Origin of the sequence: Verrucosispora sp. WMMA2044, assembly GCF_027497155.1 — a bacterium.
GTDB classification, from domain to species: Bacteria; Actinomycetota; Actinomycetes; order Mycobacteriales; family Micromonosporaceae; genus Micromonospora; species Micromonospora palythoicola.
On record NZ_CP114913.1, the window covers coordinates 5,753,387 to 5,773,047 of the forward strand.

The 19,661-nt window shown below is 70.2% G+C and carries 24 protein-coding genes and 1 pseudogene; 19 read left to right on the forward strand and 6 right to left on the reverse strand.

The annotated features are described in order from the left end of the window. Window position 1 precedes the first annotated feature (1 nt). From O3597_RS26135 to O3597_RS26150, 4 genes and pseudogenes are all read left to right on the forward strand, one after another. Window positions 2-715: a class I SAM-dependent methyltransferase gene (locus O3597_RS26135; RefSeq protein ID WP_235945119.1), complete on the forward strand. Its 714-nt coding sequence runs from the start codon at window positions 2-4 to the stop codon at window positions 713-715. Between the two features lie 26 nt (window positions 716-741). Further along, window positions 742-1,053, forward strand: a complete 312-nt coding sequence (locus tag O3597_RS26140; RefSeq protein ID WP_164449571.1) for a hypothetical protein — start codon at window positions 742-744, stop codon at window positions 1,051-1,053. 115 nt (window positions 1,054-1,168) lie between these two features. Continuing rightward, window positions 1,169-2,032, forward strand: coding sequence for a methyltransferase domain-containing protein (locus tag O3597_RS26145; protein ID WP_164449689.1), 864 nt, complete (start codon window positions 1,169-1,171; stop codon window positions 2,030-2,032). Next, a pseudogene (locus tag O3597_RS26150) lies at window positions 2,016-2,108 on the forward strand (transcriptional repressor); the annotation flags it as partial. The gene O3597_RS26145 and the pseudogene O3597_RS26150, both read left to right, overlap by 17 nt. 37 nt (window positions 2,109-2,145) lie before the next feature. Here the strand turns inward: O3597_RS26150 and O3597_RS26155 are convergent. The 4 genes from O3597_RS26155 to O3597_RS26170 are packed head-to-tail and all read right to left on the reverse strand — an operon-like array spanning window position 2,146 to window position 4,311. After that, window positions 2,146-2,568: a Fur family transcriptional regulator gene (locus O3597_RS26155; RefSeq protein WP_164449688.1), complete on the reverse strand. Its 423-nt coding sequence runs from the start codon at window positions 2,566-2,568 to the stop codon at window positions 2,146-2,148. Further along, the gene (locus O3597_RS26160) at window positions 2,565-2,762 is read right to left on the reverse strand and encodes a hypothetical protein (RefSeq protein ID WP_235945118.1); all 198 of its coding nucleotides are present in this window, start codon (window positions 2,760-2,762) and stop codon (window positions 2,565-2,567) included. Before O3597_RS26160 ends, O3597_RS26155 begins: the two co-directional genes overlap by 4 nt. Continuing rightward, window positions 2,759-3,019 (reverse strand): type B 50S ribosomal protein L31, encoded by a 261-nt coding sequence (locus O3597_RS26165; protein WP_164449687.1) that lies wholly within the window; start codon window positions 3,017-3,019, stop codon window positions 2,759-2,761. Before O3597_RS26165 ends, O3597_RS26160 begins: the two co-directional genes overlap by 4 nt. Further along, window positions 3,016-4,311, reverse strand: coding sequence for a GTP-binding protein (locus O3597_RS26170; protein WP_164449686.1), 1,296 nt, complete (start codon window positions 4,309-4,311; stop codon window positions 3,016-3,018). Before O3597_RS26170 ends, O3597_RS26165 begins: the two co-directional genes overlap by 4 nt. A 45-nt stretch (window positions 4,312-4,356) precedes the next feature. On the opposite strand from O3597_RS26170, the gene O3597_RS26175 reads away from it, so the two are divergent. The 14 genes from O3597_RS26175 to O3597_RS26240 all read left to right on the forward strand — a co-directional run bounded on the left by O3597_RS26175 (window position 4,357) and on the right by O3597_RS26240 (window position 16,907). Next, window positions 4,357-4,878, forward strand: coding sequence for a winged helix-turn-helix domain-containing protein (locus tag O3597_RS26175; protein ID WP_164449685.1), 522 nt, complete (start codon window positions 4,357-4,359; stop codon window positions 4,876-4,878). A 57-nt stretch (window positions 4,879-4,935) separates the two neighbouring features. Next, entirely contained in the window at window positions 4,936-5,172 is a 237-nt protein-coding gene (gene rpmB / locus O3597_RS26180; protein ID WP_164449684.1) for a 50S ribosomal protein L28, read from the forward strand. Continuing rightward, window positions 5,172-5,339, forward strand: coding sequence for a 50S ribosomal protein L33 (rpmG, locus tag O3597_RS26185; RefSeq protein ID WP_095565727.1), 168 nt, complete (start codon window positions 5,172-5,174; stop codon window positions 5,337-5,339). The genes rpmB and rpmG overlap by 1 nt, the downstream gene beginning before the upstream one ends. Further along, window positions 5,339-5,644 (forward strand): 30S ribosomal protein S14, encoded by a 306-nt coding sequence (gene rpsN / locus O3597_RS26190; protein WP_164449683.1) that lies wholly within the window; start codon window positions 5,339-5,341, stop codon window positions 5,642-5,644. Before rpmG ends, rpsN begins: the two co-directional genes overlap by 1 nt. Before the next feature lie 139 nt (window positions 5,645-5,783). After that, window positions 5,784-7,256 (forward strand): choice-of-anchor M domain-containing protein, encoded by a 1,473-nt coding sequence (locus O3597_RS26195; protein ID WP_281602702.1) that lies wholly within the window; start codon window positions 5,784-5,786, stop codon window positions 7,254-7,256. 129 nt (window positions 7,257-7,385) lie between these two features. Beyond that, entirely contained in the window at window positions 7,386-8,624 is a 1,239-nt protein-coding gene (locus O3597_RS26200; protein ID WP_281602703.1) for a DUF916 domain-containing protein, read from the forward strand. 26 nt (window positions 8,625-8,650) lie between these two features. Continuing rightward, window positions 8,651-10,225: a TIGR03773 family transporter-associated surface protein gene (locus tag O3597_RS26205; RefSeq protein ID WP_281602704.1), complete on the forward strand. Its 1,575-nt coding sequence runs from the start codon at window positions 8,651-8,653 to the stop codon at window positions 10,223-10,225. Then, a complete protein-coding gene (locus O3597_RS26210; RefSeq protein ID WP_281602705.1) occupies window positions 10,222-11,817 on the forward strand; it encodes an anchored repeat ABC transporter, substrate-binding protein in 1,596 nt (531 codons plus the stop codon). Before O3597_RS26205 ends, O3597_RS26210 begins: the two co-directional genes overlap by 4 nt. A 14-nt stretch (window positions 11,818-11,831) precedes the next feature. Beyond that, a complete protein-coding gene (locus tag O3597_RS26215; protein ID WP_281602706.1) occupies window positions 11,832-12,818 on the forward strand; it encodes a choice-of-anchor M domain-containing protein in 987 nt (328 codons plus the stop codon). Continuing rightward, window positions 12,815-13,558 carry an anchored repeat-type ABC transporter ATP-binding subunit gene (locus O3597_RS26220; protein ID WP_281602707.1) on the forward strand — a complete coding sequence of 248 codons (744 nt, stop codon included), beginning with the start codon at window positions 12,815-12,817 and terminating at the stop codon, window positions 13,556-13,558. Before O3597_RS26215 ends, O3597_RS26220 begins: the two co-directional genes overlap by 4 nt. Then, window positions 13,558-14,496, forward strand: coding sequence for an anchored repeat-type ABC transporter permease subunit (locus tag O3597_RS26225; RefSeq protein WP_164449679.1), 939 nt, complete (start codon window positions 13,558-13,560; stop codon window positions 14,494-14,496). Before O3597_RS26220 ends, O3597_RS26225 begins: the two co-directional genes overlap by 1 nt. A 120-nt stretch (window positions 14,497-14,616) precedes the next feature. Continuing rightward, window positions 14,617-15,264 (forward strand): choice-of-anchor M domain-containing protein, encoded by a 648-nt coding sequence (locus O3597_RS26230; RefSeq protein ID WP_281602708.1) that lies wholly within the window; start codon window positions 14,617-14,619, stop codon window positions 15,262-15,264. Continuing rightward, window positions 15,261-15,914: a choice-of-anchor M domain-containing protein gene (locus tag O3597_RS26235; RefSeq protein ID WP_164449677.1), complete on the forward strand. Its 654-nt coding sequence runs from the start codon at window positions 15,261-15,263 to the stop codon at window positions 15,912-15,914. The genes O3597_RS26230 and O3597_RS26235 overlap by 4 nt, the downstream gene beginning before the upstream one ends. A gap of 816 nt (window positions 15,915-16,730) precedes the next feature. Further along, window positions 16,731-16,907 (forward strand): hypothetical protein, encoded by a 177-nt coding sequence (locus O3597_RS26240; protein ID WP_281602709.1) that lies wholly within the window; start codon window positions 16,731-16,733, stop codon window positions 16,905-16,907. Between the two features lie 501 nt (window positions 16,908-17,408). On the opposite strand, the gene O3597_RS26245 is transcribed toward O3597_RS26240, so the two are convergent. Both O3597_RS26245 and O3597_RS26250 read right to left on the reverse strand, forming a co-directional pair. Further along, complete coding sequence (locus O3597_RS26245; RefSeq protein ID WP_281602710.1) at window positions 17,409-17,864, reverse strand: nitroreductase/quinone reductase family protein; 456 nt, start codon at window positions 17,862-17,864, stop codon at window positions 17,409-17,411. Beyond that, window positions 17,861-18,640 (reverse strand): glucose 1-dehydrogenase, encoded by a 780-nt coding sequence (locus O3597_RS26250; protein ID WP_164449675.1) that lies wholly within the window; start codon window positions 18,638-18,640, stop codon window positions 17,861-17,863. Before O3597_RS26250 ends, O3597_RS26245 begins: the two co-directional genes overlap by 4 nt. Before the next feature lie 129 nt (window positions 18,641-18,769). On the opposite strand from O3597_RS26250, the gene O3597_RS26255 reads away from it, so the two are divergent. Then, the gene (locus O3597_RS26255) at window positions 18,770-19,414 is read left to right on the forward strand and encodes a TetR/AcrR family transcriptional regulator (RefSeq protein WP_281602711.1); all 645 of its coding nucleotides are present in this window, start codon (window positions 18,770-18,772) and stop codon (window positions 19,412-19,414) included. Window positions 19,415-19,661 lie beyond the last annotated feature (247 nt).

Below are 19,661 nucleotides of genomic sequence, written 5' to 3' on the forward strand. Positions count from 1 at the left end.
GATGGCGAACACCCCGGCACCGGAGGACGTGGCCCGGTGGCGGCGCGATTGGGAGACCATGATGCGCCACTACCAGCCCGGCCGCGACGACCTCCTCGCCGCCGGTCTCACCGCCGCCGAACAGGCGCACGGGCGCGCCCCCGAAAGGGTGCTCGATGTCGGCGGCGGGCCGGGCACCACCGCCGAGGCGGTCCTGCGACGCTGGCCCGACGCACACGTCACCGTGCTCGACATCGATCCGGCCCTGCTGGCCCTGACCAACGCCGCCCTGCCGCGGGTGCGTACCGTCCTGGCCGACATCGGCTCACCCGGCTGGCTCCCGGCGGCGGGCGGTCCGTACGACCTGGTGCTGGCCCTGATGACCCTGCACTATCTGCCCGAGGACCGGGTTCGCGACTGGTACGTCGAGGCCGGACACCTGCTCGCCCCGCAGGGACTGCTCCTGGTCAGCGACGCCATGCACGACGCGCCCGTTTCCTCAAAGTCACAAAGCGGTGGTATGGATCCGTGGACGCTGTGGTGGGCCGCCCTGTCCGCGCAGCCGTCGATGGCACCGCTGCTGACCGAGCGAGCGGTGACGCTCAGCGGCTTGAAATCGGCGGAATTCGTCGCGTCGACCGACTGGCACGGCGAGGCGGCCCGGCGTGCCAAATTTGGCGAGACGGCGGTGCTCCACCTGCATGCCGGCCATGCCCTGATGGCGTTCCGCCGATGAGCCCGCCGTCACCACCTGGTGCCCGCGTGGGCGTCGCCTACTGCGACGGCCACCGCTGCCGGGCGCTACGCCACCGCACCGTCCCGAAAGCACCCGACAAGCCAGCGGACCTCGTCGAGATTCTCGGGCAGGCGGTCCGCGCCAGCCATGGCGGTGTCCTGGTCCGGACGCAGTGCCTCGGCGTCTGTCACCGCGCTCCGGTCCTGCTCCTGCTAGCCGGTTCCGACCCGATCAGCCGGCGCGGAATGCTGATCGGTCCCGTCGAGGAACGCCAGCACGTCGACGCGGTGGTCGACCTCATCCGGAAGGCGGACGTCCGGAGACCCGACCAAGCGTGATCATTGTGATCGATGGCCGGTGGAGTCTGGGCCAGGGATGCTGCCCGTCGCACTGGCGACGGCGCATGCCGACAGGCGGGAAGCCGAGTGTGAAACGAGGACAGCAGCAGTGACGATGAGCAGCGGCGGGCGGTCGAACGGGACCGTCGAGGTGTTCGAACAGGCCGCGACGAGTTACGACCGGACCGGGGTGTCCTTCTTCGGGCCCTTCGGCGCCGAACTGGTTCGTCGTGCCGGCATCCGGCCGGGAGAGCGGGTCCTGGATGTCGGCTGCGGCCGGGGAGCGGTCCTGTTCCCGGCGGCGCAGGCGACTGGGCCGACCGGTCAGGTCACCGGCATCGACCTGGCGCCGGCCATGGTGGCACTCACCGCCGAGGAGGTCACCCGCGCCGGGCTGACCCACGTCGACGTGCGGGTGGGCGATGCCCAGCAGCCGGACTTTCCGGAAGGCAGCTTCGACGCGGTCCTGGCCGGGCTGGTCGTCTTCCTGCTGCCCGACCCGGGGCACGCCCTTCGGGCGTACGCGCGGCTGCTTCAACCGGCGGGCCGACTGGCGGTCAGCACCTTCGCCGCCCAGGACCCGGCGTTCGTCGCCGCACTGGACGCCCTCGCCGGGCATCTGCCGGCCGACCGGCCTCGACCGGCGCCGGCGGCCGACCCGTTCGCCGACGACGTGGCGATCACCGCGACGATGGCAGCGGCCGGCCTCACCGTCACCGCGATCAGCGAGCACCGGGTGGACAGCCGCTTTCGCGACGTGGACCACTGGATGGAGTGGATGTGGTCGCACGGCGGACGGGCTCTGCTACGGCACATTCCCGCCGACCGACTGGACGCCGCGACCACCGACGCCGCTCGCGCGCTCGAACCCGCCCGCCGACCCGGCGGCGGCCTGACCTTGACCACCGCCGTCCGGGTCACCGTCGCGACGCCGCACCCCGCCGCCGAGCCGCAGGAGACGTCCGAACGTCACCCGTGACACCCGCCAGCGTGGCGAGGTGCTGGTACGGCTGCGGGAGGTCGAGGGCTTCCATTCGGCGCAACACCTGTACCAGCGATACGCCCTACCTCGACCCGACCCGGGTCGCCGCCTCACGGGCCGGTGCAGGTCGCGCAGACGCCCCGGAGGTCAAGCCGGTCGGGATGCGGGGTGAAACCAGTGTGCTGGTGCAGCTCGCTGAGCCAGTTCGTCACGATCTCGGGTGGGCACTCGGTCACCGTCTCGCAGCGGGTGCAGATGAGGTGCTGGTGTGGTGTGGTGCCGCAGTGACGGTAGGCGCGTTGGCCGTCGATATCGAAGGTGTGCAGCAGGCCGGCGTCGGTGAGGCTGTGCAATGCCCGGTAGACGGTGGTCAGGCCGATGTGCCGGCCAGAGCGGTTGAGCTCCACATGCACCTGCTGTGCGGTGAGCGGGCGGGCACGTCCGACCAGCAGTGCCAGGACGGCGCGGCGCTGCGCAGTGGACGACAGGCCCGCGCCTCGCAACTGCGCGTCCGGAACCAGCGGCGCGGTCATGGCGGGTCAGGGGCGTACGCCGACGTTGACGGCGGTGAGCAGGCCGGTGGGCCGCAAGCGATGTCGACCGCGAGCCGGTCACCGGGGGCGACCAGCTCGCAGGCGATCGTCAGGTACCAGGCCCGGTCCCGCCGCGCGACGTCAGCCAGTTGTGGCGCCAGCTTGGCCCAGTCGACCTGGCTGTCGGTGTTCATCTGCCCTGTGGTCCGCGGCGGGCGTACTTGTTGCGGAACTTCTCGACCCGGCCGGCGGTGTCGAGCAGGCGTTGCTTGCCGGTCCAGAAGGGGTGGCTGGCCGAGGAGATCTGGACGTCGATGACGGGGTAGGTGTTGCCGTCGGTCCATTCGATTGTCTGGTCGCTGGTGGTGGTGGAGCGGGTGAGGAAGGCGAAGTCGGCGTCCTTGTCGCGGTAGACGACGGGCCGGTACTCGGGGTGGATTCCGGGCTTCATGCGGGTCGTGCTCCTTCGGTGTCGGTGTCGGTCAGTTCCTCCGCCACGAGGGGGAAGCAGCCGGTGAACGGGTCGGGGTAGGTGCGCCAGATCTCCTCGCCGTCGGCGAGTTCGGCATCGGTGAGCAGGCAGCCGGCGAGGATGCGGTGCAGGTCGACGGGGTCGGCGTCGAGGCCGATGAAGACCAGGTGCTGGTGGCGGTCGCCGTAGTAGGGGTCCCAGTCGAGGGCGGCGGCGAGGCGACGCTGGTCCTCGACGTGCTCCCAACGGTCTTCGGGCAGGCTGACCAGCCAGTGTCCGAGGGAGCCCATGGCCAGGCCACCGCCGGCGAACTCCCAGGCGATGACGGTGTCGGGTTGGCTGGCCAGCCAGAGGTGACCCCGGGAGCGGATCATCTCGGCGTTGACGTCTTCCAGAACGTCGTGCAGGCGTTGCGGGTGGAACGGGCGCCGGGCGCGGAAGACGGCGGAGACGACTCCGCAGTCGGGCTCGGGCTCGTGCGTGCCGAGGGTGTAGCCCTGTAGACCGCGGGCGAGGACCCCGGGGGTCTCCGGTCGGTGTCGGTGGGTGTGGCGTAGTTGGCGGGTCAGCGCGCCAGCGTCGACGAGGTCGTCGTCGACGCGGAGGTGGGTCGCCCAGGGCGCCATCCGCTGTAGTAGGACCGCCAGTCGGCTGGTGTCGAACTCCCCGTCGCGGGATCGACCCCAGAGGACCAGGGTGTCGGCGTACTCGATCTGCCGGACGATGACGTCGGCGAGCGCGCGGTGGTCGTCGTCGGCGGCCTGGATGCCGAGCGTGGTGAGGTCGTCGGTGCTGGCCAGGCCGTCGAGCAGGTGCTCGGCGTCGAGGACGGTGACGTAGGAGTCGACCCGGAGCAGATCAGTGATCGGCGCCCCGTCGACGAGGCAGTGCGCGCAGGCGGCGGCGACGGCCTCGGGTTCGACCACCTCGGGCAGCATCAGCACCAGGTCCTGGTTGGGGTGGCTGCGGGCGAGCCGGACGAGGGTTGGTAGCACGTCCTCGCGCAGCGTGCAGGAGACACAGCCGTGTCGCAGTGCGACCTGCTCGTCTTCGACGATGCCGGTGCCGCTGCGGACCACTCGCCGGACGACGCCGTCGCGGATGCCGGTGAGGTCGTGCCGCACCAGCAGCAGCGAGGTGTCGGCGGCGAGCAGTGCACGGGCGACGGCGAAGGTCGCCGCCGGCCAGAACCCCGACAACACGGTCAGTGACGGGCGGGTGTCGGCGTCCGCTGTCCTGGCACGGGTCGGGGCCTGTGGTGACGACGACATGGGATTCCTCTCGACTTAACTGAAAACGATTGTCATTCTAAGCATATGCGAGCCGTCGAAGCGAACAGGGATGTGCCGGTGGGTGCGGCAGAGGCGGAGCGGGGCGATGACGTCCTCACCGTCACGATCCGCCTGAAGCTCGGACCGGGCGGCTGTGAAGAGGACATCGATCGACTCGCTGCTCTGCTGGCCTTCCTGGGCGGCGACCCGAGGCCGGTGCCACCCTCGGCGCGCGGGCCAGGTCTTCACCTGCGCATCGATCCTCGAGCGCGAGCGGTCTACCGCGACCGCACCGAGATCGTGTTGACCCGTCGGGAGTACGACCTGCTGCTCTGCCTGGCCCAAAATCCACGCCAGGTGTTCACCCGGCGGCAACTGCTCGACCAGGTGTGGGGGCAGCCCTATACGAGTCCCCGCAGCGTGGACGTCCACATCCGGCGGCTGCGCGCCAAGATCGGCACCGACGTGCCGGTGGTGACGACGCTGCGCGGTGTCGGCTACCGCCTGGGCGCCGACTGTGCCGTCGAAATCGTCGAGGACCCGGTGTGGGTGTGGCCGAACGGCTGATGTAAGACTGAAAACCGTTTTCGTTATCATCACCGTGTTGTGTGAGGAGTCATCACTGTGTCCAGACGTTGCGACGTCACCGGCGCGAAGCCGAGTTTCGGCAACGCCGTGTCCCACTCCCATCGGCGCACCCGCCGTCGCTGGAATCCGAACCTGCAGAACCACCGTTACTGGCTGCCGTCGGAGCGGCGGTGGGTCAGCCTCACCCTGACGGCGAAGGCGTTGAAGACCGTGGATCGCAAGGGCATCGAGAAGGTCGTCGCCGAGCTGCGTAGCCGGGGAGTGAAGCTCTGATGGCCCGCCAGACCGACGTTCGTCCGATCGTGCGGCTGCGCAGCACCGCCGGCACCGGCTACACGTACGTGACCCGCAAGAACCGCCGCAACGACCCGGACCGTCTGGTCCTGCGTAAGTACGACCCGATCGTGCGCCGGCACGTCGAGTTCCGCGAGGCACGCTGATGGCCAAGAAGAGCCTGGTCAACCGGCAGGCCCGCCGTGAGGAACTGGTCGCCCGGCACACCGAGGCCCGGGCCGGACTGAAGCGGCTGATCGCCCACCCGGACACCGACCCGGACGTACGCGCCGACGCGGTCCGCCGACTCAGCCGGCTGCCGCGCGACTCCAGCCCGGTGCGACTACGCGTACGCGACCAGATCGATGGTCGCCCACGTGGGGTGTTGACCCGGTTCGGACTGTCCCGGGTTCGGTTCCGGGAGTTGGCCCTGCGCGGCGAGCTGCCCGGGGTCCGTAAGGCGTCCTGGTGACGGTTGCCGGCACCGGTGGGGCGCGGGCCACCCGTTCCGTGTCGCCCGCCGCCCGCCCGACGAAGGCGTTGCCCACCGGCAGGCCCTCCGGGCGCAGGTACCACCGCGCGCAGACGCGCGCGGCGTGGAAAGGGGAGGTATGAGTGCAACACTGAGGGCTCGCGGTTTCGCGGCCCTTGTCGCGGGGGCGGTGGTGGTCGCCGGCACGGTGCTGGCGCCGACAGCCGCGTCCGCGGCGGAGAAGGTGGTGCTCTCCAAGGGGCACACCGACGCGGTGGACGTGCACTACAGCGACGGGGAGCTGTCGTTGAAGGTGCATGACGACACGGTCAGCCCGGCCGTGACCCGGGACCCGGCGGATGTGACGTTCCAGGTTCTGCCGGAGGCCGCGATGGCGGTTCCGGACGACTCCCGGTTCGCGTTCCTCGGGCCGGCGGGCAGCCAGATCTGGCTGCTGCCGATGACGCAGGATCCGGATCTGCTCTGGCCGGGTTGGAACACCACGACGCTGAAGACCGGGGTGTTCGAGGGGAACAAGGTGCGGCTGAGCCTGGTCGGCGTGCAGGGGCCGGGCAGCGTCACGCTGTTCACGCAGGACTCGTTCGGCGGTCCGATCATCAAGTTCCGCAGCGACGACGGGCTTCCGGACGCCATCGACGTGCCGGTGCACACGCACGCGCACTCGAACTGGGCGTTCAGCGCGTTGGGCGACTACACGCTGAAGTTCCAGGCCGACGCGACGTTGGCCGACGGCACCACGCTCAGCACCGGGCCGGTCGACTACTCGTTCGTGGTGGGCGAGCTGTCCGGCGGCGGACCGGAGGTCAGCCTGTCGGTCAGCGGGATGGCCGACGAGTACCAGCCCAACGACACCGTGACGCTGAACGCGGTGCAGACGCCGCAGACGGAGCTGGACCACTACCACTGGTTCAGCAGGTGCCCGGGCGCGGCGGACTGGACGATCGTTCCGGTTGAGGGTGGCGCGAGCTACTCGTTCACCGCGACCCGGGAGTTGAACGCCTGCGAGTACGTGGCGAAGCTCTACGACGACGACCACGCGGTCGTGGCGACCAGTGAGCCGGTGACCCTGTGGGTGGCGTTCCCGCCGCAGGATCCGGGCACGTCGCAGACGATCACCGCGTCGATCGACGAGACGCAGGGCGCGCTGGTGATCAGCGTCAACCCGGACGACCGGGCCGTGGTGCTGCCGCCGGCGCAGCTCAACGCCGCCGGTGACCGGTGGGAGAGCACGGGTGAGCTGCGGCCGGTCACGGTGACCGACACCCGGGCGGGCCAGCCCGGTTGGAGTGCGTCCGGGCAGATCCCGGCGGACTTCGTCGGGCCGGACGGAGCGACGTTCAGCGCGGGTTACCTCGGTTGGACGCCGCGGGTCCTGGCTCAGGCCGACGGGCAGGGCGTGGTTCCCGGAGCGGAGGTTTCTCCGTACGTCGTCGGGGTTGGCGGCGGTCTCGGCAACAGCGCGGTGCTGGGTTCGGCGCCGGACGGTGCCGGGCGGGGCAGCGCGCAGCTTGGCGCGGGCCTGCGGCTGAGCCTGCCCACCGAGACGGCCGCGGGAACCTACACCGCGACCCTCACCCTCACCGCGATCTGATCGCAGCAACCCGTCCGGTGGTCGGGCGTCGAGCCTGACCACCGGACGACCGCGGGGTGGGCGTGTCGTTGCCGCGACCCGCCTGCCCCGCACCTCCCCTCGTACCCCAGGAACGGAATCGTCCCCGCAATGCGCCTGCTCGCCACCATCGCCGCCGGGATCGCTCTGCTCGGCGTGGTCCCCGCGCCACCTGCCGCTGCGCTGGCCGCACCCGCACCAGCCACCCCGCCGGCGCAGCAAGGGACGTCGCCGGCACCGCCGTCGGCCGCGGCGACGTGGGGCGTGGCGCCGTCGAGCGCGCGCGGGCCGAACGGCCGGCCGGCGTTCAGTTACAAGCTCGATCCGGGTGCCACCCTGACCGACTACGTCGGCGTCACGAACCACTCGAACCGTCCGCTCACCCTGAGCCTCTACGCCAGCGACGCGGTCACCACCACGCAGGGCGGGTTCGATCTGCTGGCCGCTGATCGGAAGCCCACCGACGTGGGCTCGTGGGTACGCCTGCCGAACAAGACGGTGACCATCCCGTCGACGTCCCGGCTGGACATACCGTTCACGCTCACCGTTCCGGACAACGCCACGCCCGGGGATCACGCCGGAGGGATCGTCGCCTCGCTGGCCGGCACCGCCGTCGACGCGCGGGGTAACCAGGTCGCCGTCGACCACCGGGTCGGCGCGCGCATCTACCTGCGGGTCACCGGTGAGCTACAGCCGACGCTCACCGTCGAAGACCTGCGAGTGCGGCACACCGGCTCGGTCAACCCGCTGGCCGGGGGTACGGTCACCGCCACGTTCACCGTCCGCAACACCGGCAACGTCCGGCTCTCCGGGCAGCCGGTGCTCGGCGTGGCCGGACCGTTCGGCCTGGCCAGGCGGTCCGTGGATGGTGTGGCCCTACCGGAGATCCTGCCCGGTGGCGAGCTGACCACCACCGTACGCATGCCGGGTGTTGCGCCGCTGTTCCGGCTGACGGCGGACGCGACGGTCACGCCGGCCGCCGTGGGGGATCGGGTCCTCGACCCGCCGCCGCGGGCCGACCCGGCGCAGGCCGTCGTATGGGCGGTGCCCTGGCCGCAGTTGGTCCTGCTGGCCATGCTGGCACTCGCCGGCTGGGCACTGGTCGCGGCCCGGCGCCGCCGGGCGGCGCAGCTCGCGCGGGCGGTGGCCGCCGCTCGGGAGGAGGGCCGTGCGCAGGCCAGCCGGGCACCGGATGGCCAGGACATCCCAGTAGCCGCCGGCCGGCAGCCCTCGGCGGCCACCGGCGGAGCAGCACCCGACGACCCGCCGATGCCGGACGCCGACCGTTCCGGCACGGGCTCCGACAACCGGCCTCTGGCCACTGGAAACACGGGGAAGGACGAGAAGTGACTCGGCTACGCCTGGGGGAGCGCAAAATGAGGACGAGAAGCATGCGCGTCGGCGCCGCGAGCCTTGCCGCCGTCGTGCTGGCACTGGCCTCCGCAGCGACGCCAGTCGCCGCGGAACCGGTCGCCGTCGTCTCGACCGGCGTCGACCTGGTCTCCGTCGCGCTCGACGGGGACACGATGTCGCTGCGCTTCCGGGACGAGCAGGCGGTCGGGCGCGACCCGGCCGAGGTGGTGCTCGGCCCGGACGGCGGCCTGGCCGGCCGCGTCCCGGCCGGACCGGCCTTCGCCTTCCTCGGGAAGCCGGGCCACGCCGTGTGGGCACTGTTCGCCGGGGACACCGGGTTCCCGGCCCTGGACACCACCGGGGTACGCCCTGGCGTCGTCGTCGACGACCGGGTGACCCTGACGCTGGGCTCGGTCGAGGGGCCGGGGACGTTCACCGCGTACACCCTGGCCGGCCTCGGCGCGGCGACCCCGCTGTTCGGCAACGGTGCCGACCTGCCGCGGTCGACGCAACTGCCGGCGGGCAGCCGTACCGATGGCGTGGTGTGGGCCTTCGACGCGGCGGGCGAGTACCGGTTCACGCTGACCGGCTCGGCCGCCCTGCGCTCGGGTGCGACGGTGCGCGCCGAGGCGACCTACCGGGTCCACGTACCGGCGATCGAGCCGGCCGAGCCGGCGGTGCCCGCACCGATGAAGCAGGCGGCGCAACCGCGCGCCGAGGCAGCCGAGGCGTTCGCCGCGCCGAAACCCGCCGCCGTACCGAAGCCGGCTGCCGCGCCGAAGCCCGCCGCCGCGCCGCAGGCGGCGGCCGTGCCGCAGGCGGCGAAAGCCGCTGCCGGTGCTCGTCAGGTGATCGCCGACGGGCACGTCGACATGGGCCCGAACCTGTCCGGGGACAGCTGGACGATCCGGATCAAGGACGACCGGACCAGCCCACCGGTCTGGCGCGAGACCGCCGACGTGGTCCTGCACGCCAAGGACAAGGCGAAGATCACGGTGCCCGCCGGGGCGGACTTCCTCGGTAAGACGGGCGACACCGTGTGGGTGCTGCCGCAGACCCAGCAGGCGGGTCTCGTCTGGCCGGGCTGGAACACCCAGCACGCGTCCGTCGTGTCGGGAATCAAGGGCAACGTCACCTGGACGCTCAAGGGAGTCAACGGGCCCGGCCGGTTCGCGCTGTTCCTGACCGGCTCGTTCGGCAAGGCCGACGTGCTGTTCGACTCGACCAAGCCGTTCCCGCAGAAGCTGGACATCCCGCTCAACACCCACACGCACGGCAACTGGGCGTTCGGTAAGCCTGGTCTGTACCGCCTCGCGGTGCAGATGAGCGGCACCACGACCGTCGGCAAGGCGGTCACCGACACGAAGACGCTCACGATCGCCGTCGGCGACAGCACCGACCCGAACGCCGGCTTCGGCTCCGGCTCCACCGGTGGTGGCAACGGCGACGACGGTTCGGATCAGGGTGGTGGTGGCCCGCTGCCGCGTACCGGCGCCGGCTGGGTGCTGACGGCCGCGGCGCTCGGCGTCGTCCTCATCGCGGTGGGAACCCTGCTGTTGCTGCTGGTCCGTCGCCGCTCCGCCACCCAGACCGGGTGACGGCGGTGGCGAGGACTGGCAGCCGCCGGGCCGGCGCGCGCCGGCTGGTCGTGCTGCCGCTGGTGGCCGCGTTGCTCGCCGGCGGCTGCCGGTCGGAGGTGGCGTTGAGCGCGAACGACGACCGTCTGCAGGTCATTACGACCACCGGGATCCTGCGGGATCTGGCCCACAACGTGGGCGGCGACCGGGTGCGGGTCACCTCGATGGTGCCGGACGGTGCCGACCCGCACAGCTACGAGCCGTCGCTGCGGGACATCCGCGACGTCGTCTACGCCGACGTGGCGTTCAGCAACTACCTGCTCCTTGAGGAGCAGGCCGTCATCAAGGCGCTCGACGCCAACCTGCGTGACGGCGTACCGAACGTCTCGCTGGCCGAAGGGGCGGTGAAGTACGCGGCGGACATCATTCCGCTGGTCGAGGACGTGTCGCTGGACACCATCTGGCTGGGCATGCGGGTGCGCGGCACCGGCGCGGCGCTGGGGGCGAACCGGTCCTCGGAGGTGCTGCTCAGCGCGACCCGCGCGGACGGACCCGGTCGGATGTTCGCGTACCTGACCGAGTCGTTCGGCAACCCGTCGTTCTACGTCGACTCCGGCGACGGGTTCGACCCCGCCAACGGCTACCGGGACGACACCGCGACGCTTCCACCTGACGCGCACACCCACATGAGCTGGGCGTTCACCGAGCCGGGTGTCTACCGGCTCACGATGCAGGCACGGCTGGCCGTCGACCCGCAGTCGGCACCCGTGCCCATGGGCGAGCAGGTGTTCACCTTCGCCGTCGGGGTGGACCCGCACTCGGTGCCGGGCATGCCGGAGGTACTGAGCGGTGGGCACGCCGACGTCACGGTCGACCTCGACCAGCGGCGGCTCTACCTGCTCGCCGACCCGGAGGGCGGCGGCGAGGCGACCCAACGGGTGCACGACCCGGCGCGCACCGTCATCGAGGTGCCGAACAAGGCGCTGCTGGAGGTGCCCGGCGACCGGCGGTTCCGGTTCCTCGGCCGGCCGGGAACCCAGGTCTACCAGCTTCCGCAGGCGGTTCTCGGCAAGCACGTGCACGGGGAGATCGACCCGCACCTGTGGCAGAACGTCCGCAACGCCATCGCCTACGTGCAGCTGATCCGGGACACCCTGGTCGGGGTGGACCCGGAGGGCGCCGCCGACTACCGCGCGAACGCCTCGGCCTACCTGCGGCAGTTGGAGGAGCTCGACACGTACGTCCGGGACACCATCGCGCAGATCCCGCCGTCGCGTCGGCACCTGGTCACCACGCACGACGCCTTCGGCTATCTGGGCAAGGCGTACGACGTCCAGATATCCGGCTTCGTCACACCCAACCCGGCCGCCGAGCCGAGCCTCGCCGACCGTCGCCGGCTCACCGAGACGATCCGCAACCTGAACATCCCCGCCGTCTTTTTGGAGCCGAACCTGGCCGCCCGGTCCGCCACCCTGACCGAGGTGGCCCGGGAGGAGGGCCTGCAGGTGTGCCCGATCTACGGCGACGCGTTCGATCGCGACGTCACCACCTACGCGGAGATGATGCGGTTCAACGCCGAATCGCTGCGCGACTGCCTGAGCACGAACAAGTGATGGAGGAACCAGTGATGGCAGGACGGGCGCGCCGCACCCGCGCTACCACAGTCATCCTGCGCGGCGCGCTCGCGACGTCGATCGTGTTGGCGACGGCACAGGTCCTGGCACCACCCCCGGCGCGGGCGGCCGAGCCGACGCCGAACCTCAGCCAGTCGATCGCGGCCGACCAGCCCCTCGCCACCGGCCGGGTGGAGCTGTCCGCCGGACACATCGACATCGGTCCCCGCTACGTCGACGACAGGTGGACCCTGCTGATCCACGACGGCACGCAGGCGCAACCGGTGTGGCGTGACCCCGACGACACGCTGCTGCGGGTGTCCGACGCCGCGCAGCAGACCGTTCCCGACGACCCGGCGTACGCCTTCCTCGGCATCGAGGCCGGCCAGCAGGCGTACGTGGTGCCGCAGGTCCAGGTCCAGGATGTCGTCTGGCTCGGCTGGAACACCCAGGATCCCCGGGTGATGCAGACCATCGACCGGGGGGTCACCCTGACCCTGCTCGGCGTGCGCGGTCCAGGAACCCTCACGACCTACCTCCAGTCGGGCAACTTCGCACCGCCGCAACCGCTCTGGCGATCGGCCGAGTCGACGGCCCAGCCCTTCTGGGTCGAGGTCAACACCCACACCCACGCCAACTGGGTCTTCTCCGCACCGGGTGTCTACCTCGTCGCGGTGCAGGTGTCAGCCGACCTGGTCAACGGCGAGGAGGTGTCGGCGACCCGGACACTGCGCTTCGCCGTGGGAGACGCCACCAGCGCCGACGAGGCCTTCGCCGCCACCGCGGACATCGCCGCACCGGCTGGCCAGGAACCGCCCGGCCAGGAACCGGTCGGAGCCGACAACCGGACCGGTGGTTCCCAGACGCCCCTGATCACGGTGCTGGCCGGGACTGCCGTCGTGCTCGCTGTCGGCCTGGTCGTTCTGCTGTTGCGCGGACGCGGTGCCCGACGACGGGCCGAGCGGGAGCGCGCGATCGCCGCACCGGAGGATCAACGGTGAGAGCACTTGAGATCGACGGGCTGGACGTGGACCTCGGCGGCCGGGCGGTCCTGCGGGACGTACGGCTGCACCTCGATCGCGGCGAGCTGGTCGGACTACTCGGACCCAACGGCGCCGGAAAGACCACACTGCTGCGCGCCATCCTGGCACTGACCAGCACCCGTGCCGGTCGGGTGCTGGTGGAGGGCAGACCGTCGCGTCCCGGCCGGTCCGAGATCGGCTACGTCCCGCAGCGTCACGAGTTCACCTGGGACTTTCCCATCTCCGTGGAGCAGGCCGTGATGAGCGGCCGGACCGGCCGCATGGGGCTGCTCCGCCGTCCCGGTGTGTCGGACTGGCGGTCCGTCGGCGACGCCCTGGACCGCGTACAGCTCACCGAACTGCGCCGGCGGCCGGTCGGTGAGCTGTCCGGTGGGCAACGCCAACGCGTCCTGGTCGCCCGGGCTCTCGCCCTCGCGCCGCGCATCCTGCTGCTCGACGAGCCGTTCACCGGCCTGGACATGCCCACCCAGGAACTGCTGGGCCGGCTGTTCACCAGCCTGGCCGGCGAGGGGCACGCGGTGCTGATGACCACCCACGACCTCGTCGCCGCGGTGGACACCTGCACCCGACTGCTCCTGCTCAACGGCCGGATCATCGCCGACGGGCACCCTGCGGACCTGCAGGACGCCGAGCTGTGGACCAAGACCTTCGGCGTGAGCGAAACCTCACCCCTGCTGAAACTCGTGAGGGCGACCTGATGTCGATCACCGACTTCCTCACCGACCTGTTCAACCCCGACCTCGCGTTCCTGCCCAAGGCGCTGGCGATCGCGGTGATGTCCAGCATCGTCTGCGGTGTCGTCGGCTGCTACGTCGTGCTCCGTGGGATGGCCTTCATCGGCGACGCCGTGGCCCACGCCGTCTTCCCGGGTATCGCGGTCGCCTTCGTCCTACAGGGCAGCCTGGTCCTCGGCGGCGCCGTCGCCGGCGTCGCCACCGCACTGCTGATCGCGATCTTCTCCCAGAACCGGCGCGTCAAGGAGGACTCGATCATCGGGGTCTTCCTGGTCGGCGCGTTCGCCCTCGGCATCGTGATCATCTCGCAGGCCCCCGGATACGCCGGGTCACTTCAACAGTTCCTGTTCGGCTCGATCACCGGCATTCCCGACCGGGACCTCTACGTCGTCGGCGGCACCGGCCTGGTCATCCTCGGCCTGGTGCTCGCCCTGCACAAGGAATTCGTCTCCCTCTGCCTGGACCGGGAGATGTCCCGCGCGATGGGGCTGCCGGTCTTCTGGCTCGACATCGTGCTCTACGTCCTGGTCACCCTGGCCGTGGTCATCTCCCTGCAGACCATCGGCAACATCCTCGTCCTCGCGCTGCTGATCACCCCGGCTGCGGCGGCCCGCCTGCTCACCGACCGGCTCGGCGTGATGATGCTGCTCGCCCCGACAATCGGCGGCACCTCGGCGCTCGTCGGGCTCTACCTGTCCTGGAGCTACGACACCCCCGTCGGCGGCACCATCGTCCTGGTCGCCACCGCCATCTTCCTCGCCGCCTGGCTGCTCGCCCCACGACACGGCCTGCTGACCAAACGGATGCGTCGTTGCCGTGGGCGGGAATCCGCCGACGTCGTCCGATCCTCGTCGGTGCCCGATCTCACGCGCCCGCAGGACCCCTCGGCGTCGCTGCGGTAGGCCAGGACCGTGGGCCGGTGGTGAGAAACGGCTCCCGGTCGACCCTTCCCCGTCTTATTGAAAACGACTATCGTTACTAATAGCTGTGGTCCAATGGGGACCACGGGAAGGAGTTCCTCTGTGCGTAAGCCCATCCGCCTGCTACTCGCCTCCGGAGCGGTGACCGCGGCGCTGCTCGCGGCAGCGCCACCGGCGCAGGCATCCGTAGTGACGTTCAACTCCGGGCACCTCGACCTGGTCGACATCGCCTACGAGGCCGGCGAACTGGAACTCGGCGTCCACGACGAGGACAACGACGTCGAGTACGCCGCCAGCGAGGTCAAGATCGTCGTCAAGCGGCAGGCCAAGGTCACCGTCCCCAACGACCCCGCCTTCGGATTCCTCGGCACCCCCGGCGTGTCGAAGGTGTGGATCCTGCCCGAGATCCAGAACACCAACCTCGTCTGGCCCGGCATCGCCGCCGAGGAGGTCGAGCCCGGCACCTTCACCGCCGACGCCCTCGCTCTCAAACTGCAGTCGGTCAGCGGACCCGGCCAACTCGCCATCTACACCGAGAACGCCGTCGGGCAGCCCACCATCCTCGCCGACAGCGGCGACGGCCTGCCCGACACCATCGCGGTGACCGCCGGCGACCACACGCACGCCAACTGGGCCTTCGACTGCGCCGGCACCTACCGCATCACCTTCCGTGCCACCGGCACCCTCGCCGCCACCGGCCAGCAGGTCACCAGCGAACCCGCCACCCTGCGCGTCGTGGTGCGGTCGTGATTCCCGTGCGTATCCGCAGCCGATTCCTCGTCGGTCTCACCCTGGCCGCAGCGCTGCTGGCCGGCACCGCCACCCCCGCCGCCGCAGCACCGGTCGTGCTCTCCAGCGGCCACGTCGACGTCATCGACGTCGACTACGCCGGCGGCGCACTGGCCGTCAACCTGCTCGACGACACCGTCACCCCGTCAGTGGAACGAAACCCCGCCGACGTCGTGCTACGCGTTCCCGCCACGGCCAAGCTCACCGTGCCCGGCGGCAGCGCCTGGTCGTTCCTCGGCACCGGCGGCCAGGCCTGGGTGCTGCCCCAGAGCAACACCGCCGGACTGCTCTGGGCCGGCTGGAACACCACCGAGGTGCCCAGCGGCGTGTTCCAGAACAACCGCGTCACCTTCAAGCTCACAAACGTCACCGGGCCGGCCGGATTCAGCGTCTACACCGTCTCCGGCGGCACCCCGACGGTGCTGTTCGACAGCGGCAACGGCCTGCCCGACAGCCTCAACGTCAACCGCAACACCCACGCCCACGTCAACTGGGGCTTCGACGCCGCCGGCACCTACACCGTCACCTTCGAAGTCACCGCAAAGCTCGCCTCCAACGGCGCCACCATCACCTCCGGCGCCAAGGCCTGGACCTTCGAGGTTCTCCCCTGACCACCGCCACCTGGTAGTAATCGAAGACAGCTGTCAGCCGAGGTAGGGGTACCTGCAAGCGGCGGACCCGGCCGGCGCGAGCAGGTCGCCCACCAGGGCCTCGCGCCGGCCGGCCTGCGATCCGCGCGACCGGGCCGGACGGCATGCGCGAGCGGCAGTGGCGGGCGATGACGGCGAGGCCGACGCGGGGCGAGTCCGTAGGAGAGCAGGAACCAGCTGCGGCATCGGGTCGCCATTGCTCAAGTACAGCATGCAATTCGCTGTCGGTGCCGACCGGGAACCAGGAGTTGGGCCCATGGCTCCGGCTGGTCTTATCGACCCACATCGAGCCGGTGGTGACCCGGGCTATGAGCGCATATCGGGGTGCACCGGGCGCCGGCCACCCGCCGGTGGTAGGAGCGACCGGCAGCTCGCCGGCGATGCTCTTGGTGGTGCCCCACAGGACGATCTGGACGCTGCCCTGCGCTCTCACCCGGAAGGCGTCCCCGCAGATGATGCTGATGGGCGACGACCACGTCGTCTGCCGGCAAATGGAGCGATTGGTTCGCCCACAGCACAGAGGTGCCCATGCCGTCCGTGATGTGGTAGTCCCGGCGATCACCTCGGCGCCAGGGGCGACCCGTCCGGGGTGCACCGGTACCAGTCGCCGTGAGTGAGGAAGCGAGCGTCGCAGAGGCGCGGATCGTCGCTCCCACGCTTCACCCTGGCGTTACGTGTGGACTGCCCCAGCACCGGCTCCAGCCCGACGTCGTCCAAGGCCTTGGACGGGGCGTAGGCGAGCAGGCGAGTAGTACCCGGCCGTGCTGGGTATGACCGATGAGGAACGAGATTCTGGAGGAGCCTGAGATGTCTGCCCTTATTCGACGGGTCACGGATTTCCTGCGCAGTCCACGCGGGCGGCAGTTGGTGGAGCGTGGCCGGCAAGAGGTCGGCAAGCCGTCAAACCAGCGCAAGTTGCGAGAAATCAAGGCCCGGTTGGGCAAACGCCGCTGACTGAACCGCCCCCCGGCCCAGTAAGTGGCCGGCCGCGGCACCGGGGAGTAGGCAGGCGTCCATGAGTGCGGCTGTGCCAGGCGGTCTCGTACTCGTCCGGTCTGAGGTAGCCCATCGAGGGCAGGATCCCGTTGTCCGGCAAGCGTTCGGAGAAGCGGAACGACGTGTAGTTCGATCCGATGAGCGCGCCGTAGGCCCGGGCGGTTTCGGTTCGGAATCGTGTCCGGGAACGCGTCCAGGACGGCGCGCTGTTCCTCCCGGCTACCGTCGACCGCGGCTCGCAGGATGGTCCAGCTCGCCTCGGCCTGTATTCGCCGCCGGGCGGCGGCGACGATCGCCGCGCGTAGATCGCGGTGCGCGTCCGAGGTGATACGTGACGAGCAGGGTCGCCATGACCTGCGGCGGTCCGTGGCGTGCCAGGAGCCGAGCGGCCTCTTTCCGGCTCGTGATCTTCGCCGGGTCGGGTCAGCACATGGTGAGGACAGGGATCAGCGCGGCGGCTCAGTCGAAGTCGATTCGTATCAGTCTGCCGGCGGACCAGTCCTGCAATCGGGTCGGCCTGATGGTGCCAGGGTCGTGGGGCTGGTTGAGGTCGTCGACGATGGCTGCGATGACTGCGGCCCGTTCCGTGGGGTCGGTGACGATGGTCGCGTGCGCCGGCAGGTCCGCTCTGATGCCGTTCTTGAGGTGGAAGGTGAAAGTGGGGTTGGCTCGTAGGTTCGCGTACCAGTCGGTCGGGCCGGCGCCCGCTCCGCTGCACAGGTAGGTTGCGCCGTTGGCGCGATAGAAGAAGATCTCGATGCGACGGGGTCGTCCGGTACGTCGACCGGTGGTGGTGATGTCCACGATTCGTTCGCGGGTTCCGGCTGCGGGTGTGATCTCGATGGCGCGCCGGATCTCGTACGGCAGGTGTGCCAGCGGGTCAAGCCTGCGGCGCTCACGGTGTGCGGGGTTCATGCGGCTTCCCTTTGCAGTGCGGGGCCGAGGAGCAGTCCGCCGTCGATGACATATTCGGCGCCGGTGATGAAGGCCGCGTGGGGCGAGATCAGGAACAGCAGCAGCGCAGTGATGTCGGCGGGCTGCCCGAGTCGCGGGACGGCGAACGGCTCGGGCGAGTAGAAGTCGGCGATCGGGGCGTGGCTGCCGGCGGCCGGCTCGGTGATGAAGGGGGTGGCGACGACGCCGGGGTGGATGGCGTTGACGCGGATGTTGTCGCGGCCCAACTCGAGGGCAGCGGTCTGAGTGAGCCCTCGGACCGCCCACTTGCTGGCGACGTAGGGCGCGTAGAGGGCGGTGCCGCCGATGCCCATGGTGGAGGCGATGTTGACGATTGCGCCTCCCCCCGCGCGCCGCAGCGCCGGTGCGGCTGTCTTGATGCCGAGGAAGGTGCCGGTGAGGTTGACGTCGAGGATGCGAGCCCACGTAGTCCGCTGGGTGGACTCGATGAGGGCCGGCGGGTTCTGCACCCCGGCGTTGTTGACCAGGATGTTGAGTGCACCGAATGCCTTTTCGGTCTCCGCGATGGCGGCGGCCCACGACTCCTCCCGGGAGACGTCGAGGTCGACGAAACGCGCCCCGCCTCCCAGTTCGGCAGCCAGGCCGGCGCCGCGTTGGGCATCGATGTCGCCGATGACGACGTTGGCGCCTTCGGCGTGCAAGGCGCGAACGTGGCTGGCTCCCTGTCCACCGGTGCCGCCGGTGACGAGCACGGTCTGATTGGTGAAGCGGGGCATCTGATCCTCCGAGTACGAGCGAGAGACGACAACCCGTAGGGTCGCGTGGTGAGTCGAATGACTCGCCTTGCCGAAGGTACGCCCGGGTGGAGTGGTGAGTCAACCCACTCGCCTCGCTATGATGGGCGCATGACCCCAGCGCCGTCGGCCTATCACCAGCGCGTGGCGCAGGAGAAGCGCGCGCTCATCGTGCAGGCCGCTACTGAACTTTTCCTCGAGTTGGGCTACGACCGGGCATCACTAGCGCGTGTTGCCGACCGTGCTGGTGTTTCGAAAGCGACGCTGTTCAAGCAGTTTCCGACCAAGGCGGCACTGTTCGATGCCATCGTCATCGACTCGTGGGCCGAGAGCGAGGTCGCCGAGGTGCCACCCGCCGGTGACCTGACGGCCGGCCTGACGGTGCTCGGCCGGCGCTACGCGACGCTGTTGAGCCAGTCGGCGATGACCGACCTGTTCCGCATCGTCATCGCCGAACTGCCACGCTTTCCCGGACTGGCCAAGGCGCACTTCTCGCGCGGCAAACTGCCGTACTTCGAGTCCGTCCGGATCTACCTCGTGACCGAGCGCGAAGCGGGAGCCGCAGACGTGGCTGATCCGGAGATGGCCGCTACGCAGTTCCTCGGGATGATCTCCAACTACCTGCTCTGGCCGAGCCTCGTGCTCCCGGACTGGACGGTGACCCCCGACCGCACGACCGCGGTTGTGGACGAAGCCGTCCGCACCATGGTCGCCCGGTATGGCACCGCCCCACCCGTCTGGACGGACGGTGGCTGAAACAGTACGTCATAGAAGGAACGGCAGCTTTGGGGCGTTTCGCCGGATTCCGGCTACGGATCAGAAGGTTAGGGGTTCGAGTCCCTTCGGGCGCGCCATACAATCAACGCCGCAACCAGCGAAAACGCTGGTTGCGGCGGCCTTGACTCTTATGTGGGAGGCCGGTGCTCTGCTGGTGCTCCGATGTCTGCGTGCCGTCTGAGGGGCGGTTCGTGCGCGTGGGTGATGGCCAGTGCGCTTACGTGCC

Coding starts and splice junctions, on each gene's coding strand:
- O3597_RS26170 (WP_164449686.1), bottom strand. CDS start 4,311: ATGTCGTCGTCACCACAGGCCCCGACCCGTGCCAGGACAGCGGACGCC.
- O3597_RS26200 (WP_281602703.1), top strand. CDS start 7,386: ATGCGCCTGCTCGCCACCATCGCCGCCGGGATCGCTCTGCTCGGCGTG.
- O3597_RS26155 (WP_164449688.1), bottom strand. CDS start 2,568: ATGACCGCGCCGCTGGTTCCGGACGCGCAGTTGCGAGGCGCGGGCCTG.
- O3597_RS26175 (WP_164449685.1), top strand. CDS start 4,357: ATGCGAGCCGTCGAAGCGAACAGGGATGTGCCGGTGGGTGCGGCAGAG.
- rpsN (WP_164449683.1), top strand. CDS start 5,339: ATGGCCAAGAAGAGCCTGGTCAACCGGCAGGCCCGCCGTGAGGAACTG.
- O3597_RS26145 (WP_164449689.1), top strand. CDS start 1,169: ATGAGCAGCGGCGGGCGGTCGAACGGGACCGTCGAGGTGTTCGAACAG.
- O3597_RS26160 (WP_235945118.1), bottom strand. CDS start 2,762: ATGAACACCGACAGCCAGGTCGACTGGGCCAAGCTGGCGCCACAACTG.
- O3597_RS26245 (WP_281602710.1), bottom strand. CDS start 17,864: ATGAACCCCGCACACCGTGAGCGCCGCAGGCTTGACCCGCTGGCACAC.
- O3597_RS26255 (WP_281602711.1), top strand. CDS start 18,770: ATGACCCCAGCGCCGTCGGCCTATCACCAGCGCGTGGCGCAGGAGAAG.
- O3597_RS26240 (WP_281602709.1), top strand. CDS start 16,731: ATGAGGAACGAGATTCTGGAGGAGCCTGAGATGTCTGCCCTTATTCGA.
- O3597_RS26215 (WP_281602706.1), top strand. CDS start 11,832: ATGGCAGGACGGGCGCGCCGCACCCGCGCTACCACAGTCATCCTGCGC.
- O3597_RS26205 (WP_281602704.1), top strand. CDS start 8,651: ATGAGGACGAGAAGCATGCGCGTCGGCGCCGCGAGCCTTGCCGCCGTC.
- rpmG (WP_095565727.1), top strand. CDS start 5,172: ATGGCCCGCCAGACCGACGTTCGTCCGATCGTGCGGCTGCGCAGCACC.
- O3597_RS26250 (WP_164449675.1), bottom strand. CDS start 18,640: ATGCCCCGCTTCACCAATCAGACCGTGCTCGTCACCGGCGGCACCGGT.
- O3597_RS26135 (WP_235945119.1), top strand. CDS start 2: ATGGCGAACACCCCGGCACCGGAGGACGTGGCCCGGTGGCGGCGCGAT.
- O3597_RS26165 (WP_164449687.1), bottom strand. CDS start 3,019: ATGAAGCCCGGAATCCACCCCGAGTACCGGCCCGTCGTCTACCGCGAC.
- O3597_RS26225 (WP_164449679.1), top strand. CDS start 13,558: ATGTCGATCACCGACTTCCTCACCGACCTGTTCAACCCCGACCTCGCG.
- O3597_RS26195 (WP_281602702.1), top strand. CDS start 5,784: ATGAGTGCAACACTGAGGGCTCGCGGTTTCGCGGCCCTTGTCGCGGGG.